General features: G+C 68.3%; 14 protein-coding genes. 3 read left to right on the top strand and 11 right to left on the bottom strand.

Going from position 1 to position 15,028, the window contains the following annotated elements; genetic code table 11:
* Nucleotides 1–90: 90 nt before the first annotated feature.
* Nucleotides 91–1,593, bottom strand: a complete 1,503-nt coding sequence (locus tag BUF17_RS18020) for an ABC transporter substrate-binding protein (protein WP_175563740.1) — start codon at nt 1,591–1,593, stop codon at nt 91–93.
* A 281-nt stretch (nt 1,594–1,874) separates the two neighbouring features.
* Between BUF17_RS18020 and BUF17_RS18015 the strand changes: the two genes are divergently transcribed.
* Both BUF17_RS18015 and BUF17_RS18010 read left to right on the top strand, forming a co-directional pair.
* Complete coding sequence (locus BUF17_RS18015; protein WP_175563739.1) at nt 1,875–2,528, top strand: TetR family transcriptional regulator; 654 nt, start codon at nt 1,875–1,877, stop codon at nt 2,526–2,528.
* Nucleotides 2,525–3,433: an endonuclease/exonuclease/phosphatase family protein gene (locus BUF17_RS18010; protein ID WP_073631297.1), complete on the top strand. Its 909-nt coding sequence runs from the start codon at nt 2,525–2,527 to the stop codon at nt 3,431–3,433. Before BUF17_RS18015 ends, BUF17_RS18010 begins: the two co-directional genes overlap by 4 nt.
* 170 nt (nt 3,434–3,603) lie before the next feature.
* Here the strand turns inward: BUF17_RS18010 and BUF17_RS18005 are convergent, their stop codons facing one another.
* From BUF17_RS18005 to BUF17_RS17965, 9 genes are all read right to left on the bottom strand, one after another.
* Nucleotides 3,604–4,713, bottom strand: a complete 1,110-nt coding sequence (locus tag BUF17_RS18005) for a zinc-binding dehydrogenase (protein ID WP_073631295.1) — start codon at nt 4,711–4,713, stop codon at nt 3,604–3,606.
* Nucleotides 4,714–4,869: 156 nt separating this feature from the next.
* Nucleotides 4,870–6,324, bottom strand: a complete 1,455-nt coding sequence (locus BUF17_RS18000; RefSeq protein ID WP_073631293.1) for a benzaldehyde dehydrogenase — start codon at nt 6,322–6,324, stop codon at nt 4,870–4,872.
* 88 nt (nt 6,325–6,412) lie between these two features.
* Nucleotides 6,413–7,183: a benzoate diol dehydrogenase BenD gene (benD, locus tag BUF17_RS17995; protein WP_073631291.1), complete on the bottom strand. Its 771-nt coding sequence runs from the start codon at nt 7,181–7,183 to the stop codon at nt 6,413–6,415.
* Complete coding sequence (benC, locus tag BUF17_RS17990; RefSeq protein ID WP_073631289.1) at nt 7,180–8,202, bottom strand: benzoate 1,2-dioxygenase electron transfer component BenC; 1,023 nt, start codon at nt 8,200–8,202, stop codon at nt 7,180–7,182. The genes benD and benC overlap by 4 nt, the downstream gene beginning before the upstream one ends.
* A 29-nt stretch (nt 8,203–8,231) precedes the next feature.
* A complete protein-coding gene (benB, locus tag BUF17_RS17985) occupies nt 8,232–8,783 on the bottom strand; it encodes a benzoate 1,2-dioxygenase small subunit (protein WP_084564874.1) in 552 nt (183 codons plus the stop codon).
* Nucleotides 8,780–10,162, bottom strand: coding sequence for a Rieske 2Fe-2S domain-containing protein (locus tag BUF17_RS17980; protein ID WP_244530945.1), 1,383 nt, complete (start codon nt 10,160–10,162; stop codon nt 8,780–8,782). The genes benB and BUF17_RS17980 overlap by 4 nt, the downstream gene beginning before the upstream one ends.
* A 26-nt stretch (nt 10,163–10,188) precedes the next feature.
* Nucleotides 10,189–11,085, bottom strand: a complete 897-nt coding sequence (locus BUF17_RS17975) for a dioxygenase family protein (protein ID WP_073631283.1) — start codon at nt 11,083–11,085, stop codon at nt 10,189–10,191.
* A 38-nt stretch (nt 11,086–11,123) separates the two neighbouring features.
* Nucleotides 11,124–11,414, bottom strand: coding sequence for a muconolactone Delta-isomerase (catC, locus tag BUF17_RS17970; protein ID WP_073631281.1), 291 nt, complete (start codon nt 11,412–11,414; stop codon nt 11,124–11,126).
* The gene (locus tag BUF17_RS17965) at nt 11,362–12,579 is read right to left on the bottom strand and encodes a muconate/chloromuconate family cycloisomerase (RefSeq protein WP_175563738.1); all 1,218 of its coding nucleotides are present in this window, start codon (nt 12,577–12,579) and stop codon (nt 11,362–11,364) included. The genes catC and BUF17_RS17965 overlap by 53 nt, the downstream gene beginning before the upstream one ends.
* A gap of 118 nt (nt 12,580–12,697) precedes the next feature.
* Between BUF17_RS17965 and BUF17_RS17960 the strand changes: the two genes are divergently transcribed.
* Nucleotides 12,698–13,624 carry a LysR family transcriptional regulator gene (locus BUF17_RS17960; RefSeq protein ID WP_073631279.1) on the top strand — a complete coding sequence of 309 codons (927 nt, stop codon included), beginning with the start codon at nt 12,698–12,700 and terminating at the stop codon, nt 13,622–13,624.
* 177 nt (nt 13,625–13,801) lie between these two features.
* Here the strand turns inward: BUF17_RS17960 and BUF17_RS17955 are convergent, their stop codons facing one another.
* Nucleotides 13,802–15,004, bottom strand: coding sequence for an MFS transporter (locus BUF17_RS17955; RefSeq protein WP_244530944.1), 1,203 nt, complete (start codon nt 15,002–15,004; stop codon nt 13,802–13,804).
* Nucleotides 15,005–15,028: the final 24 nt, after the last annotated feature.

The following is a 15,028-nucleotide window of genomic DNA, read 5'->3' as shown; positions in this document are numbered from 1 at the left end:
GGGAAGAGGGGGCCACCGCCTGCGGGGGCGCGGCGGTGGCCGGCAAGCCCGACCGGGGGATGCCGGCGGGCTCGCTTCAGGTCGCCGCGGTCACTCGTCCATCGAGACGAGATCCCACCGGATGCAGTCGACCAGCACCGGGTCGAGGCCTTTTACATGGGACGACATCGCGCGAAGGATGACCTTGTGGTAGGGGATCAGGCCGCCGGTGATCTCATAGAGCTTCTCCTGCACGGCGAGGTAACGGTCCCGGCGCTTGGCGAAATCCGGTTCGCCGCGGGCATCGTCGAGCATCTTGTCGAAGGCGGGATCGGCCTGATGGGTCGGGTTCCAGGGCGAGCCGGACCGCCAGCCCTCGTTGAGCACCTGGGTCGCCGGCCGCTGGCCCCAGCTGTCGACGAAGAAGGGCATCTTCATCCACACCTTGTCCCAGTAGCCGTCGGAGGCGGTCGTCGTGACCTTGACCCGGATGCCGGCGTCCTTCGCCTGCGCCTGATAGGCTTCGGCGATCGCGACCATGTTCTCTTCCACGTCGCTCGTCATCAGTTCGACGTCGATGCCGTCCAGATAGCCCGCGTCGGCGAGCAGCTTCCGGGCGCCTTCGACGTCGCGGCCGCACGTGCCCTGCCAGGAATATTGGTCCCCCTGCCAGACGGGATCGTCGCAGGTCGGCACGCCGCCATCCTTGCCGAGGACGAGTGTGGTGAGGGCGGCGCGGTCGACCGCGATGCGCATCGCCTTGCGCACCCGCGGGTCGTCGAAAGGCTTCTCGTCGACGCGCATCATCAGCCCGTTCCAGTCGCCGGTCGCGACATGCTGGGTGGTGATCGCCTGGTTGTGGTCGACCAGCGGAGCCTGCTTCGGATCGATGGTGAGCAGGAGGTCGACCTGGTTGCCGAGCAGCGCCTGGATGCGGGCGGCGCTGTCGGCGATCGCCACCACCTCGACCTTGTCGAGATGCGGCTTGCCGCGCCAGTAGCCGGGATAGGCGTCGAGCACGGTGGTGCCTTCGACAGAGATCGACTCGACCTTGAACGGTCCGGTGCCGACGGGGTGATCCTTGAAGCTGCCGGCGGATCCCTTCTTCGTCATCAGCGCGCGGTAATCCGCGAGGAGGAGCGGCAGGTCGGCCTCGCCAGTCGAGAGGTCGAGCTCGACGGTCAGCGGATCGATCGCCTTCGCCTGCCTGATGATGCCGAGCACCGAGCGCACCGGTGAATTGAACGTCGGATCGGTCATGCGGCCGATCGAATAGACGACGTCCTCGCTGGTGAACGGCGTGCCGTCCTGAAAGGTGACGCCGGGACGCAGCTTGAAGGTCCATGTCCTGACGTCCGGGCTGGCGCTCCAGGAGACCGCGAGTTCCGGCACCGCCTCACCCTTCGGGCTCGGGGCGACGAGCCGGTCGAACACCAGATTCATCGTCGGCCAGAAGCGGTTCGGATCGTAGGGATCGAGGGTTTCCGCGCCGCCCATGCCGAGATCGTGCGTGAGGCGCAAGGTGCCGCCGGCCGCGGCCGGGCCGGCGAGCGTGCCCCATGACGCGCCCAGGAGGGCAAGCGACAGGCACAGGCGGGCAACCGTCTTCTTCATCGTCCCACTCCGCTTCATGAGGCCGTCGGCTCGAACTATATGAACATTCATTCAGGAATGGCAACGCCGGATATTCATCTCTCCGCTGCGTGCCCGGTGGCAACGTGCGCCGCTATTTTTGCGGTTTTATGACGATTCGCTTACCGCTTCGGGCGGGGGGGCACCCGGCTCAGCTCTAGACAACTCATGAACGAGCATTCATATCAATAGTCATGAGACACGCTGACCAGACCGAATCGACACCGGCCGCTCCGCCCGTCCGCCGCAGCCCCAAAAGGCGGGTGCCCGCCCGCGAGCGGATGGAGCAGATCGTCGAGGCGGTGATCGATGTGCTCGCCGCCCACGGCGCCAACGGGGCCGGGCTCGAAAGCCTCACCATTGCCGATGTCGCCCGCGCCGCGGGCGTCTCGCCGGCTCTGGTGATGCTGCATTTCAAGAGCAAGGACGGTCTGCTGGAAGAGACGCTGCGCACGCTCGGGAACGACTATTTCCGGGCGCTCGGCGATGCGCGCGAGGGCGCCGGCCCGCGGGCCGCCGATCGCCTGTGGGCGCTCGTCGAAGCGGAGTTCTCCGAACCCGTCTGCACCCCGCGCAAGCTCGCGGCGTGGCGCGCGTTGTGGACGGCTTCGGCCGGCCGGCAGCCCTATATCCGCCAGTTCAAGGCCGAGACGGTGGCCGCCTACGCCACCCTGATCGAACTCTGCCGTGCGATCATCGAGGAGGGCGCCTACGAGGATCGCGATGCCCGCACCGTCGCACGCCTCATCGACAGTTCCCTCGCCGGGCTTTGGATCGATCTCACCGACCTCACCTTGCCGCTGACGCTGAACGAGGCCCGCCGCATCGCGCTCGCCCAACTCGCGATGTTCTTTCCGCGCCATTACACGACGCGCGGCCCGCGCCGTCAGATCCTCCAGACGGGCGCTGACGCGTGAAGCTTGCGACCTACAACATCCAGTACGGCATCGGCCGGGACGGGGCCTACGACCTCGCCCGCGCGGTGAAGACCGTCGCGACGGCGGACGTGATCGCGCTGCAGGAGGTCGAGCGCGGCTTCGCCCGCACGCGCCGCGACGATCAGCCCGCCCTCATCGAGGCTCTGCTGCCCGACCGCCATGTCGTCTACGCGCCGCTGTTCGATCGCGATGCGAGCGAGCGCCTCGCCGACGGGCGGGTGCGCAACGCCCGCCGCCAGTTCGGCGTCCTCACCGCAAGCCGCTGGCCGATCCTGTCGGCACGCGCCGAAATTCTGCCGAAGCACGATGGCGGCGCATTCTTCAACCTGACGACCGGCTTCCTCGAGACGATCATCGCCGCGCCCGCCGGCCCGCTCCGCCTCCTCAATATCCATCTCGGCCACCTGAGCGAACCCGAACGGCTCGACCAGATCGCCGCGCTCGCCCGCCGTCTCGCCGGGGCGGCCGACGACGGCGGTCCGTGGAGCGGCTCCGACCGGGATGCCCACGAATGGGAAAGTCCCGAGCCGGCGCCGGCGCCGATCGCGACCGTTCTGATGGGGGATTTCAACACGGCGCCGGGGGAGGCGGCCTATGCGGCGCTCGCCGCCCTCGTCTCGCCGGAGGGCGAGGCCTTCGTCGATGCCTGGACCGCTGCGGCCGGACCGGGTGAGCCTGCGGTGACCTATTACACGAACCCCGCTCAGGGCGCGTTCGAGGACAGCCGGATCGACCACATCTTCGTGCCGGCATGGCTCGGATCGCGCCTCGCGATCCGCATCGATGCCGATGCCGACGGCTCCGACCACCAGCCGGTCTTCGCCACGATCCCGGCGCTCGGCCGCGCTGCGAATGCGGCCGGCGACGAGACGCCCGAAATTTAGAGCATATCCCGTTCAGATCGAAGGATCTGAACGACAAGGATATGCTCGAGCTTTTGAATCTGGAGCGATTTCTTGTCGATCTGATGAGTCCATCAGATCGGAAAGCGCTCCAGGCCGGGGCGGCGCGGTCCATCGCGGTCCGCCCCGGGGGTGCGCGCGGCGCTAGCCGATCAGCCCGGCAGGCGCAGGATCGGCTTGATCGTGATGCCGCTCTCGCTGTCGGCGACGGCGCGGTTGATCTCGTCGAAGTCGTAGAACTTCACCAGCTTGTCGAACGGGAAACGTCCCTGCATGTAGAGGTCGACGAGCTGGGGGATGAAGACCTTCGGCACCGCGTCGCCCTCGACGATGCCCATGATCCGCTTGCCCGGGATCATGACCATGTTGACGTCGAAGGACGCCTCGGTGCCGAGCTTCGGTGCGCCGACGATGCCGCACGTGCCCTGAATGCCGAGCGCGTCGATCGCCTGCCGCAGCACCTCCGGGCGCCCGCTGCTCTCGAGTGTGAAATCGGCGCCTCCGCCGGTGATCTCGCGGATCCTGGCGACCGGATCGGCCTCGCGGCTGTTGATGGCGTGGGTCGCGCCGAGCGTGAGGGCGAGATCCAGCCGGCTCTGCGTCACGTCGACGGCGATGATCGTGGTGGCACCCGCGATCCGCGCCGCCATGACCGCGCTGAGCCCGACCGCGCCCGATCCGAACACGGCGAAGCGCGCGCCCGCCGGGACTTTCATCGCGCGGAGCACCGCGCCCGCGCCGGTCTGGATGCCGCAGCCGAGCGGTCCGAGCAGCTCCAGCGGGGCGTCCTTCGGCACCTTCACCACGTTGCGTTCGTGCGCCATGGCGTAGCTGCCGAACGAGGACTGGCCGAAGAAGTGATCATGCAGCGCGTGGCCGTGCCCGTCGCAGGTCGCCGTCGAGCCGTCCTTGCGGCCGCCGCCGAAGTTCTGGGCGAAGAAATCGGCGCAATGCGCCGGGTGGCCGGACTCGCAGGGGCCGCAATGACCGCAGGACTGGAAGGTGAGCACGACATGGTCGCCCGGCTCCACGGCAGCGACCCCGGGTCCGACCGCCTCGACGATTCCGGACCCTTCGTGGCCCAGAACGCCGGGCAGCGGCACCGGATAATATTGGTCGCGGACGATGATGTCGGTGTGGCACACGCCGACCGCCACGATCCGCACCAGAACCTCGCCGGGCCGCGGCTCGCCGATCGTGGCGTCCTCGATCTGAAAGGCGGCGCCCTTCTCGCGGACGACCGCGGCGACGATCTTCCTCATAGCCGTCATGGATGTCTTCTCCCTGGATCGATGTTGTGGGGGCCGCAGCACATCCCGTTCAGGTCAAACCGGTCTGAACGGTGAGGACGAGCCCAAACCTTTGACTCTGCGTCGATTTCTTGCCGGTCCGATCGTTCCGCCGGACCGGAAGGCGTTCTAGAAGGGGTAAGCGGGGGCGGAGGCCTTCACCGTCATCCACTGCCAATGGGTGAAGGCTTCCCAGTTCGCGGGACCGCCGATCGACGTTCCGTTGCCCGAAGCACCCACCCCGCCGAACGGGTTGACCACGTCGTCGTTGACCGGCTGGTCGTTGATGTGGACGAGGCCGGCATGGAGCCTCTCGCCGATCGCCATCGCCCGCCCGACGTCCGGCGAGATGACCGCGGCCGACAGGCCGTATTCCGTATCGTTCGCCAGGGCGACGGCCTCGTCGTCGGTCGAGAACGGAACGAGCACCGCCACGGGGCCGAAGATCTCCTCATCGAACGCCGCCATGCCGGGGCGAACGCCGCGCAGCACCGTCGGGGAGAGGCAGAGGCCGCTGGCGTCGCCGCCGGCGACGACCTCGGCGCCCGCGTCGACGCTGCGCTTCACGATGCCGAGGGCATGGTCGAGCTGCGAGCGGCCGATCATCGGCCCGAGCGCGACCTTTCCGGACATCGGATCGCCGGCGGGCAGCGCCTTCGCCTTCTCGGCGAGCCGCGCGGCGAACGCATCGAGGATCGCGGCGTGGACGAGGATGCGTCCCGCCGTCATGCAGATCTGCCCCTGGTGGAGCCAGGCGGCCCAAGCCGCGTTGCGTGCCGCCAGGTCGAGGTCGGCGTCTTCGAGGATGATCAGCGCGTTCTTGCCGCCGAGTTCGAGCGAGACCTTCTTCAGATGGCGGCTCGCGGCCTCCCCGACCTTCCGGCCCGCACCGGTCGAACCGGTGAACTGGATCATCGCGACGTTCGGGTCCGCGCAAAGGGCGGCGCCCGCGACCCCTGCGCCGGGGAGGACGGCGAGCAGACCCGCCTGCAGCCCGGCCAGCTCGAACAGCCGGGCGATGACGTAGCCGCCGCAGACCGCCGTGCGCGGGTCCGGCTTCAGGACCACGGCGTTGCCGACGGCCAGCGCCGGCGCGACGGCGCGCATCGCGAGATAGAGCGGGAAATTGAACGGCGAGATCACGCCGACCACACCGAGCGGGCGACGCCGTGCCAGGCTGAGCTTGCCGCCTTCGCTGGGCAGGACCAGACCCTGCGCCTGCTCCGGCATGGCCGCCGCGAGTTCGATCGCCTTCACCGTGATCGACCACTCGAACTCGGCCTTCGCCCGCACCGAACCGCTCTCGCGCATGATCCAGGTGACGATCTCCTCGCGATGGTCGCGCGCGATGGCCGCGGCGGCGAAGAGCACGCGTGCGCGTTCGCCGGGCGCTCCGCGTGCCCAGGCCTGCTGTGCGGAGGACGCGGTGGCTGCGGCGGCGGCGATGGCGTCGGCGTCGGCCTCGCCGACCTGTGCCAGGGTGTCGCCGGTCGCGGGTTCGATCGCCGGATGGACGACCTGCGCCTGCAGCCAGCGCCCGTCGAAAAGCCTACCGTCGAGATGGCCCTCTTCCAGAAATGACATGCGCTTCCTCGTGGTTTCTGATCTCGTTGTCGTTCGGGCAAGCGGCGGACCGCGGAACCCGCCCCGCGCGGTCTTGCCTGCGGCGGCATCAGCCCAGATCGCCTCCTGCGACGGGCAGCACCGAGCCTGTTATGTAGGACGCCTCGTCCGAGGCGAGGAACAGGATCGGGCCGACCTGTTCCTCGATCGTGGCGTACCGCTTCAGAAAGGTGGAGTCCGTCACCTGCCGCACGGCATCGGCCATCCAGCGCCGTTCGTCGGCGCTGTCCCCGTCGGGATTGCGCGGAACCCGCCGCGGCGGGGCCTCGGTGCCGCCGGGGGCCGTCGCGACGACGCGGATGCCGCGGTCGGCATATTCCATCGCGAGGCTTCGGGTCAGCGCGTTGACGCCGCCCTTCGCCGCGGAATAGGGGACGCGGTGAATGCCGGCCGTCGCGTTCGACGAGATGTTGACGATGGTGCCGTCCCTCCGCGCGAGAAGATGGGGAAGCACGGCATGGCAGCACCAGAGCGTCGGCATCAGCGAGCGGCGGATCTCCGCCTCGATCTGCGCCGGCTCGAATGCTCCATAGGGGCGCATGCGGATCGCGCCGCCGACCCCGTTGATGAGAATGTCGATCCCGCCGAAGCGGGCCGCGGCGGCCGCCATGGCGGCGCTCGCCCCCTCATATGTCTCGAGATCGGCGCGGAACGCCTCGCCACCCGCCTCGGCCGCCGCCTCTTCGACGAAGTCGGCGCGGTCGACGAACAGCACATGGCCGCCCTCGGCGACCGCCCGCGCCGCGACCGCGCGGCCGATTCCCTGTGCCGCGCCGGTCACGACCAGCACCTTGCCGCTGAAGCGTCCGGACGCGGTCATGCGGGCACGGCCTCCGTGGCGACGAACTTCTCGTAGAGGAAGCGCGCCGGAACCAGCGCCTTGTCGTGCAGGAAGCGGCGCACGCTTTCGACCATGACCGGCGGACCGCAGAGATAGATATCGCAGTCGCCGCCATGGAGGTCCTCGTCACCGAGATGATCGGTGACGTATCCCTTGCGCGGACACGCGCTGCCGGGGTCGACCACGCAGAAGGTGTAGGTCAGCGTCGGCAGCCGGGCGGCGATTGCCGCGATCCGCGTCGTCTCGACGAGATCGACGTCCGCGGTGACGCCGTAGAGAAGACGGATCGGCTGATCCGTGCCGCGGTCGGCAAGCACCTCCAGCATCGACAGCAGAGGCGCGAGGCCGGTGCCGCCGGCCAGCATCAGGACGGGCCTCTCGACCTCGCGCAGGAAGAAGCTCCCCTGCGGCCCGATCATGCGCATCCGCTCGCCCGCCCGCGGGCCGCCCGCAAGCCAGCGGCTCATCCTTCCGCCCGGCACGTTGCGGATGAGGAAGCTCGCCTCCGCCGCCCCGGGCTTGGAGCTGAACGAATAGGCGCGGTGTTCGGTCGTGCCGGGTACGAAGAGGTTCACATACTGGCCGGGCAGGAAGTCCAGCGCGCGGGCGTCGTCGGGCGCGATGCGCAGCACCAGGGCGCTCTCCGACACCCGGTCGACCGCCCGGACGGTCGCCCAATGCTCGACCGGCTTCACCTTGGAGGCCGACGAGGGCACCGGCACCGAGATCACGCAATCGGACTTCACCCTCATCTGGCAGGTCAGGACGAGGCGGTCGCCCGCCTCGTCCGCCGTCAGCGCCTCCTCCAGAAAATCCGCGCCGAGGTCGTAGCTGCCGGATTCGCACCGGCATTTGCAGGTCCCGCACACCCCGTCGGAACAATCCATCGGCAGATTGATCTTGTGGCGGTAGGCGGCGTCGAGGACGCTCTCGCCCTCGCCGCATTCAATGAAGCGGGTCACTCCGTCTTCGAAATTCAGTGCGATGCGATAGGTCATGCGAAGCCTCTTGCGGGCCGTATCGCGGCTCAGATGTGATAGACGTCGATGACCTGACGGATGTAGTCGTTCTTCAGAACGACCTTCTTCGCCGAGATCAAGGGGCTCTCACCGGTCACATCGAGCGTATAGAAGGACGTCCCGAAGAAGTGGTCCGTCTTCATGTAGCGATGGCTGAGGGTGTGCCAGTTGAAGCGGACATCGATCTCGCCGGCGCGGGTGGCCAGCATCTCGACATTCGCGATCATGTGGACGGTGCGCGGCTCCGGCGTGCTCGCGCCGGAGCGTTCGGTCTTGATGCGAAAGACCCGATCCTCGAGTCCTTCCCGGTTGGGATAATAGATCAGCGAGACGTGACGCTGCGGATCCTCGACCAGCCGGTCGTCGTCGTCCCAGCTCGGCATCCAGAACGTCGCACGCGGCGAATAGCACGTCAGCCATTCGTCCCATTCCCGATCGTCCAGCAGGCGCGCCTCGCGATGAAGGAAGGCGAGCACCGTCTCGCGATCGGGCGTCGCGGCAGCGACCGGCCCGGCGGATACTGACCCGGCAGGTACTGACCTGGCATGTGCGGAACTCATGCCGCGTCCCTCCCTTCCTCGGCGCACGGAGCGGCGGCCGCTCCGTCGTCTCCACCGCCCCGCTCGAGGCCGGCGATCAGCGCCTGTGCCCAGTATTCGTGCTGACGCAGGAACAGCCCTTCGTCCTCGCTGCGTTCGCCGCTCAGCAGCGGCTTCAGGCCCATGGCCCGCGCATTGTCGTCGGGGCCGTCGATCCAGCGCGTCGCGCCGCGGCTGAGATCGTTCCACAACGCGCCCGCCCCCGCGTAGGCCGTCTGGCAGGCCCGGAACTCCTCCAGATCGTCGGGCGTCCCCATGCCGCTGACGTTGAAGAAATCCTCGTACTGGCGAATGCGCAGGCGTCGGTCCTCGGCGCTTTCGTTCTTCGGGGCGAAGCAGAAGATCGTGACCTCGGTCCGGTCGACGCTGATGGGGCGCACCACCCGGATCTGGGTGGAAAACTGATCCATCAGATAGACGTTGGGATAGAGGCAGAGATTGCGCGTCTGGCCGACGATGAACGCGGCGCGCTCGTCCCCGACCCGGGCCGCCAGGGCTTCCCGATGCCCGTGGATCGGCCGAACCTCGGGGTTCAGCAGCCGGGTCCACAGCAGGATATGGCCGTGCTCGAACGCATAGACGCCTCCGACGCTCTTCGACCATCCGTTGGCGTCGACGGTCCTCGTGCCCTCTTCGGCATAGTTGCGCCGTCCCATCGTCGCCGAATAGTTCCAGTGCACGGTGCTGACGTGATAGCCGTCGGCACCGTTCTCGATCTGGAGCTTCCAGTTGCCGTCGAAGACGTAGGACGAGTTGCCGCGCAGCACTTCGATGCCGTCCGGCGCCTGATCGACGATCTGGTCGATGATGACGCGGGTGCCGCCGAGATGGTCTTCGAGCGGTTCGACGTCGCTTCTCAGGCTGCCGAAAAGGAAGCCGCGATAGTCCGCGAACCGGGCGAGCGGGGTCAGGTCGTGCGATCCGTCGACGTCGAAGCTCTCGGGATAGCCGCCGGTCCTGGCATCCTTCACCTTCAGCAGCTTGCCCGCGTTGCTGAAGGTCCAGCCGTGGAACGGACAGGTGAAGCTGCCCTTGTTGCCGTGCTTGCGGCGGCACAGCGTGGCGCCGCGATGGGCGCAGGCGTTGATGAAGGCGTGGAGCTCGCCGTCCTTGCCGCGCGTGATGAGGATCGGCGTCCGGCCGATGCTGGTCGTGTAATAGTCGTTCGGCTCGGGGATCTGGCTCTCGTGGGCGAGATAGACCCAGTTTCCCTCGAAGATGTGCTCCATCTCGAGCGCGAAGATCTCCGGGTCGGTGAAGACGTCCCGGCGACAGCGGAAGGTGCCGCCGTCGGGATCGTCCACAACCGCGCCTTCGATGCGTTGGCGAAGCGCGTCCATGGTCATCGGCCGTCCCCCCGTCCGGCTCAGGCGGCGACGCTGAGGCGTTCGCGGGCCGAGAAGCGCTCGTCGTCGCCGCTGTCGGCACGCTGCAGATGGAAGTCGAATGCGACGTGGGCGCTGTCGCCCTGGCGGTTCGGCACCGGCAGCAGGCCCTCGCGGGTCCCGAACGCGAAATCGTCCTTGGCGAAGGGATCGTCGCCGAAATTGATCTGCGTCGTCAGACGGCGATAGCCCGGCGCCTCGATGAAGAAATGGACGTGGGCGGGACGGTTGCCGTGCCGGCCGAGAAGCTGCATCAGCTGGTCGGTGGCGCCGTTCGGCGGCACCGAGTAGCCCTTCGGCATCTTCGAATGGAAGGAATAGGTTCCGTCCTCGGCCGCCCGCAGCCGGCGGCGGTTGTTGAACGGGGTCTGCTCGCCGGTCGGATCGAAGTGCGAGTAGAAGCCCTTCGAGTTCGCATGCCAGACGTGGACGATGGCGTCCTTCACCGCCTCGCCGTCCGGCCCGAAGATGCGGCCGGTCATGTAGAGCGTGGTGGTGTCGTCCGGGTCCTGGGTCAGGTTCGCTCCGGTGTCGACCAGCGGCGCCCCGGCGACATAAAGCGGGCCTTCGATGGTGCGCGGCGTGCCGCCGATCTTGCCGGCCTCGGCGTCGCGGGCGTCGAGATAGAGGTCGATGAAATGCTCGAGGCCGATGCCCGGCATGATGAGGCCGAACTCGCCCGCGCCCTTCTGAAGGAAGTTCACCGCCTGCCAGACCTCGTCCTCGCTGATCTCGTAGCGGGCGACGAGAACCATGAGATGCTCGACGAGATCGCGGACGATGGCCTTCGCCCGCGCGTTGCCGTCGGGGACGCCGACACCGGCAACGCGGTCGAGCAGGGCCTGGATCTCCGGGGTCTTCACGAAGCCTTCGTTCATGGGATTTCCTCCGTTTATCGTTGTGCGCGCGGCCGCTTTCAGCGGTCGTCGTCGTGGATGGTCGAGGGATGGCGGCAGAGTGCCGTCACCGTGATCGTCATGAGGGGGTAGAGCGGCAGGGTGGTCAGGATGTCGTGCAAGTGCGCGTTGCTCTCGACATCGAAGATGCTGACGTTCGCGTAGCGGCCGACCACCCGCCAGATGTGCCGCCAGGTTCCGGCGCGCTGAAGCTCCTGGAAGCGCGCCTTCTCCGCCGCCTTGAGCCGGTCCAGCCCGTCAGGATCGAACCCGGGCGGGATGGTGATGTCCATTTCCACTTTGAAGAGCATCCGTGCTCGTCTCCACCACATGAAGATTGGGGGCGGTGCGGTCGCGCCGGTAATGCGCGACCTTGTCCTCGTCGAGCACCACCCCGAGGCCGGGACCGGTCGGGACGTCGAGGGCGAAATCCCGGTAGGTGAGGGGCTCCGCCAGAATCTCGTCGGTCAGCAGCAGCGGGCCGAACAGCTCGGTGCCCCAATCGAGTGTCGACAGGCTCGCGAACAGATGGGCGGAGGCCGCGGTGCCCACGCCGGCTTCCAGCATCGTGCCGCCGTAGAGGCCGATGCCCGCGGCACCCGCGATGGTGGCGACGGCGTGCGCGGCATGGAGGCCGCCAGATTGCGCGATCTTGACCGAGAACACCCGCGCCGCGCCCGACGCCGCGACATCGAACGCCTCCGCCGCGCCGCCGAGGGATTCGTCCGCCATGATCGGGATGCGGTGGCGGGCGGAAAGGCGGGCCTGCGCGGCGCGGGCGCGGCGCGAAACGGGCTGCTCGACAAGGTCGATGCCGGCGTCCTGAAGCAGCGCCATGCCGAGATCGGCGTCGGTTTCGTTCCAGCCCTGGTTGACGTCGACGCGCACGCTCGCCCGGTCGCCCAGGGCGCGCTTGATGGCGGCGACGTGCGCCACGTCTTCCCGCACGGCACGCTTGCCGATCTTCAGCTTGAAGATGTCGTGGCGGCGGGCGTCGAGCATGGCCTCGGCCTCCGCGATGTCTCGCCCCGTGTCGCCGCTCGCCAGCGTCCAGGCGACGGGCAGCCGGTCGCGCACCGGGCCGCCGCCGATCAGGTGCGACGCCGGCAGGCCGAGACGCTTGCCGAGCGCATCGATCAGCGCCGTTTCGACCGCGCACTTGGCGATGACGTTGCCCTTCACGTGGCGGCCGATCGCCGCCATCGTCGCCGTGATCCGTCCGAGATCGCATCCGCGCAGCACCGGAACGATATAGGTATCGATCGCGAGCTTGATGCCTTCCGGGCTCTCGTCGCCGTAGCTCAGGCCGCCGATCGTCGTGCCTTCGCCGATGCCTTCGATCCCGTCGGAACCGCGCAGGCGCACCAGCACGATCGATTGCCGGTGCATCGTCGCCATCGCCAGCACATGGGGCCGGATCGTCGGCAGATCGACGATGAGCGTTTCGATCGAAGCGAGGGTGATGGCGTCGGGCACGGGAACCGTCTCGGTATCGGGGTTTTGGCTGTTCTGACCGCAACCTTACGGGCGCGGCCTGCCCTTGCCAAAGACCGATTGGGTCCGTACTCCATACCTAAAGGGTATGGAGGCAGCGATGGACCTGCGGCAGCTCCGTTATTTCGTGACCGTCGCCGAGGAGCGGAACGTGACCCGCGCGGCGGCGCGGCTCAACATCGCCCAGCCGCCGCTCAGCCGGCAGATCCAGCAGCTCGAGGCCGAAATCGGCGCCCCTTTGTTCGACCGCGCCGCGCGCCCCCTGCAGCTCACGCCCATCGGCCGGCTGGTGCTCGAACAGGCGTCCCAGGTGCTCGGCCGGGTCGCCGAAATGCGGGAGATGGTGGGCCGGGCCGTCGTCGCCGAACGCCGCCGCTTCGCGATCGGCTTCGTCGCCTCGACCATCTTTGCCCGTCTGCCGCAGATCATCCGCGATTTCCGCGCATCCACGCACAATCTCGATCTCTCCCTCGTCGAACTCGTCACGCTGGAGCAGATCAGTGCCCTCAAGGAGGGCCGCATCGATGTCGGCTTCGGCCGGATCAGCTTCGAGGACGACGCCGTGCGGCGGATCGTGCTGCGCCAGGAGCGCCTGATCGCCGCCATCCCGGCCGGTCATCCGCTCGCGCTGAAGGAGGGGGCGCTGTCGTTGCAGGACTTCGAGGGCCAGCCGGTGGTGCTCTATCCCCGTCAGCCGCGCCCGAGCTATGCCGATCAGGTTCTGCGGCTTCTCCACGATCACGGCGTCGCCGTGCGCATCGGCCACGAAGCCCGCGAGCTCCAGATCGCGATCGGCCTCGTCGCGGCGGAGGAGGGCATCGCCATCGTCCCGGAATCGGTCCGCACCTTCCAGGTGGAGGGGGTGTGCTACCGCGATCTCGTCGAACGCCCCACGTCGCCGATCATCATGAGCGTTCGCGTCGGCGACCACTCCCCCGAGATCGCCTTGATGGCGGAGGTGATCGCCCGGATTTACGGCACTTGGGGATATGACGTTCCGGACGCCATCCGCAGAATGGCGCCGTGACGATGGCGCCCCGAGGGGCATTCCGGCCGCCGGTCACCGTCGCGCGGGATCGGACGATCCTCGACCCCGGCGCCGACGAGGGGGCCGGATGGCCCCCTCATGTGCGATGCGAAAAGCTTCCCCACCCGGTCAGGCGGCGACCGTTTCACGCAAGCACCGCTTCACGCAAGCACGGCTTCACGCAAGGACCGGGCGGAAGCGGGCGGCGACGAGGGCGAGCGTGCCGATGCCGCAGGCGAGGATGATCGGCACGAGCACCAGCATGATGCCGCTCGGCGTGCTGCCCTGGGCGACGAGCAGGCCCGCGAGCAGCGGGCCGACCATCGATCCGAGCCGTCCGACCGCCACCACCACGCCGACGCCGGTGCCCCGGATCTCGGCCGGATAGCATTGCGGCGCGATCCCGTAGAGGATCGACTGGACGCAGAGAACGCCGATGCCGGCGAGCGTCACCGTCGCGAGCATGGTGGAGAGGGCCGGCGTGAGAACGCCGAGCAGCGCGAGGATCGCCGCGACGAAGGCGAAGCTCGCGGCGATGGCCGCGACGCGGTGGGCGCTGTCGAGCACGCGCCCGCCGAGCAGGCTGCCGACGGCGCCGCCGAGGCTGTAGAGGATGAGCGCGAGCGACGCCTCGTCCCGGGAGAAGCCCTGCGCCACCAGCAATTGCGGCAGCCAGTTCATCAGGAGATAGACGACGAGGAGGCCGAGGAAGAACGCGCTCCAGAGCAGCAGCGTCGCCGCCATGGCGTCGCGCCGGAACACCACGGTCCACGGCATCTTCGGCGCGTTCGCGCCCCGGGTGATCTTCATCGCCGGCAGGCCGAGATAGATGAACGGCACCAGCAGCAGCGGCAGCAATCCGCCGACGAGGAAGATCGACCGCCAGTCCCCGCCATGGAAGCCGAGCAGGGCGACGAGGCTCGCGACCGCCGCCCCGAGCGGCATGCCGGCATACATCAGCGCCACCGCGCGCCCCTTGCGCTCCGGTCCCACCGCCTCGGCGGCGATGGAGACGAGGTTCGGCAGCGCGCCGCCGAGACCGAGGCCGGTGATGAAACGCAGCACGATCAGGGATTCGACCGATGTCGCAAGCACGGTCGCGATCGAGGCGAAGCCGAACGCCCCGAGGGCGAACGTCAATCCCGCGCGCCGGCCCCAGCGATCGGCCGCGTAGCCGCCGGCGAGCGCGCCGAACATCAGGCCGAACGTCGCCGACGAGAAGAACAGCCCCATCTGCTGCGGCGACATGCTGAACGCCGGCCCGATCTTGGGCGCGGCGATGCCGGCGGCCTGAAGGTCGAACCCTTCGATGATGGCCGCCAGAAATACGTACAGGAGCACGCGCCCGCTTGCGGCGGGCGCTTTCATCGCCTTCGTCACGGCATTTTCCTCCGGTCAGCGCGG

Source organism: Pseudoxanthobacter soli DSM 19599, assembly GCF_900148505.1.
Taxonomy (GTDB): Bacteria; Pseudomonadota; Alphaproteobacteria; order Rhizobiales; family Segnochrobactraceae; genus Pseudoxanthobacter; species Pseudoxanthobacter soli.
The sequence above is the reverse complement of the archived record's forward strand: the minus strand, read 5'-3'. Positions and strand labels throughout refer to the sequence as shown.